The sequence below is a fragment of the Halomonas sp. BM-2019 genome (assembly GCF_017584085.1).
The window spans coordinates 3,474,020-3,476,082 of record NZ_CP071922.1 but is presented as its reverse complement, the minus strand read 5'-3'; the positions used below and the strand labels follow the sequence as shown (position 1 = coordinate 3,476,082).

2 protein-coding genes are annotated in these 2,063 nt (G+C 73.3%); both read right to left on the bottom strand.

Going from position 1 to position 2,063, the window contains the following annotated elements; all coding sequences use genetic code 11:
- Positions 1-1,014, bottom strand: a 1,014-nt coding sequence (locus J5F18_RS17235; protein ID WP_346299762.1) for a histidine kinase dimerization/phospho-acceptor domain-containing protein, incomplete at its 3' end; no start/stop codon positions are given.
- Positions 1,011-2,063, bottom strand: a 1,053-nt coding sequence (locus tag J5F18_RS17230; protein WP_346299761.1) for an efflux RND transporter permease subunit, incomplete at its 5' end; no start/stop codon positions are given. The genes J5F18_RS17235 and J5F18_RS17230, both read right to left, overlap by 4 nt.

Here is a 2,063-nt window from a genome sequence, read left to right as displayed (position 1 = left end):
GAGCCAGCCGTCGGCCTCCTCCAGGCGGGCGGTCAGGCTCTCGGCCAGGTCCATGGGGGCCAGCTGGACCTCCAGGGCGCCGGCGTCGCTCTGGGAGAGCAGCCGCAGGTCGGCCACCAGGCGCTCCAGCTGGGCCACCTCCTGGGAGAGCGAGTGCAGGCTGTCCAGGTCGAGGCGGCGGATGCCGTCCTGCATCGCCTCGATCTCGCCGCGCAGCACGGCCAGCGGCGTGCGCAGCTCGTGGGCGATGTCCGAGACCCAGCGGCTGCGCGCCTCGCGGCTCGCCTCCAGGGTGGCGGCCAGCACGTTGAAGTCCCGGGAGAGCCTGGCGAGCTCGTCCTGGCCGCGCTCCGGCAGGCGAATGCTGTAGTCGCCCTCGGTGAGCCGGCGGGTGGCCAGCGCCATGCTGCGGGTGCGGCGTCCCAGCCACCAGGAGAGGCCGCCGGCCAGCAGCAGCGAGGTGACCCCCAGGGAGCCGACGATGATCGCCAGGTTGCGCTGCTGGCGGGAGAGGAAGATGCGGTCCATGCGTGCCATCAGCTGCTCCGGCGGGCGGTAGCCCAGGGTGCCGACCCGCTCGCCCTCGTGGAGGATCGGCAGCCAGCGCAGGGTGGCGGCCTCCTCCTCGTCATCCGGGGGCAGGCCGATCACCGGCAGGCCCTCGGCGTCGTGGAGCACGAAGTCCTTGGGATCGCCCAGGCGGCGCTCGATGCCGTGGGGCGGGGGGGCGGCGCCGGGCCACAGCTGCTGGCGCACCAGACGCTGCCAGGCGGAGGGCGAGACGCGCAGCCACTGCCAGTCGCCGCGGCTCGCCCACTCCTCGCCGAGCCCCTCGGCCAGGGTCTCGGCGCGGGCCGCCTGGGTGGTGTCCAGGTACTCGAGGAAGCCGCGATCCAGGCTGCGCGAGACCGCCAGGAACACCAGGGCCGAGATCACCACGTTGACCCCGAGGATCACCACGAACAGCTTGATCCCCAGCCGGGAGACGGCGGGGCGGGGCAGGCGAAGGCTCATGAGCGGGTCTCCTGGGGGGTGGGGGGGCGGTGGCCGAGGCGCTCGCGCAGCCCCTCGAGCATCAGGTAGAGGCAGGGCACCAGCAGCAGCAGGATAAGGGTGGCGAAGAGCATGCCGAAGCCCAGCGAGATCGCCATGGGGATGATGAAGCGCGCCTGGCGCGAGGTCTCGAAGATCATCGGGGCGAGCCCGAGGAAGGTGGTCAGGGTGGTCATCATGATCGGGCGCAGGCGCCGGGTCGCGGCGGCGACGATCGCCTCCCGGGCGCCCATGCCCTCGCGGCGGCGGCGGTTGGCGTAGTCGATCAGCACCAGGGCGTCGTTGATCACCACCCCGGAGAGCGCCAGCATGCCCATCAGGCTGATCACCGAGAGGCCGAAGCCCATGATCAGGTGGCCGGCCACGGCGCCGATCACCCCGAAGGGGATGGCGGCCAGCACCAGCAGCGGCTGCAGATAGCTGCGGAAGGGAATGGCCAGCAGGACATAGAGGGCGATCAGGGTCAGCCAGGCGGCCCGGGTCAGCGACGAGACGTTGTCGGCGGCCTCCTGCTGGCGCCCGCCGGGGGTGATCTCGAGCCCCGGCCAGCCGGCCCGCAGGGCGGGCAGCACGTCCGCCTCCAGGGTGGCCATCACCTGGTTGATGTCGGCCTCCCGGGCGGCATCGGCGGTGACGCCGATGATGCGTCGGCCGTCGATGCGCTGCAGGGTGGTGGCGGCCCGGCCCAGCTCGATTTCGGCGACCCGCGCCAGCGGCACCTGACCCCCCTCCGGGGTGCGAATCGGCAGTCGCTCGAGGTCGGCGAGGCTCCGGCGCGCCTCGGCGGGCAGGCGCACCTCGACGCTGATCTCGTGGCGGCCGACGAACTGCTCCAGCGCCGTGATGCCCTGCAGGGGCGCCCGCAGCTGGGCGGCCAGGTCGGCGCCGGTCAGCCCCAGGGCGCGGCCCTCCGCGGAGAGGCGCAGCTCCAGCTGGGGTTTGCCGTCGGCCAGGCCGCTGTCGATATCGGTGATGCCGTCGAACTCGCCGAGCGCCTCGGCCAGCCGGCC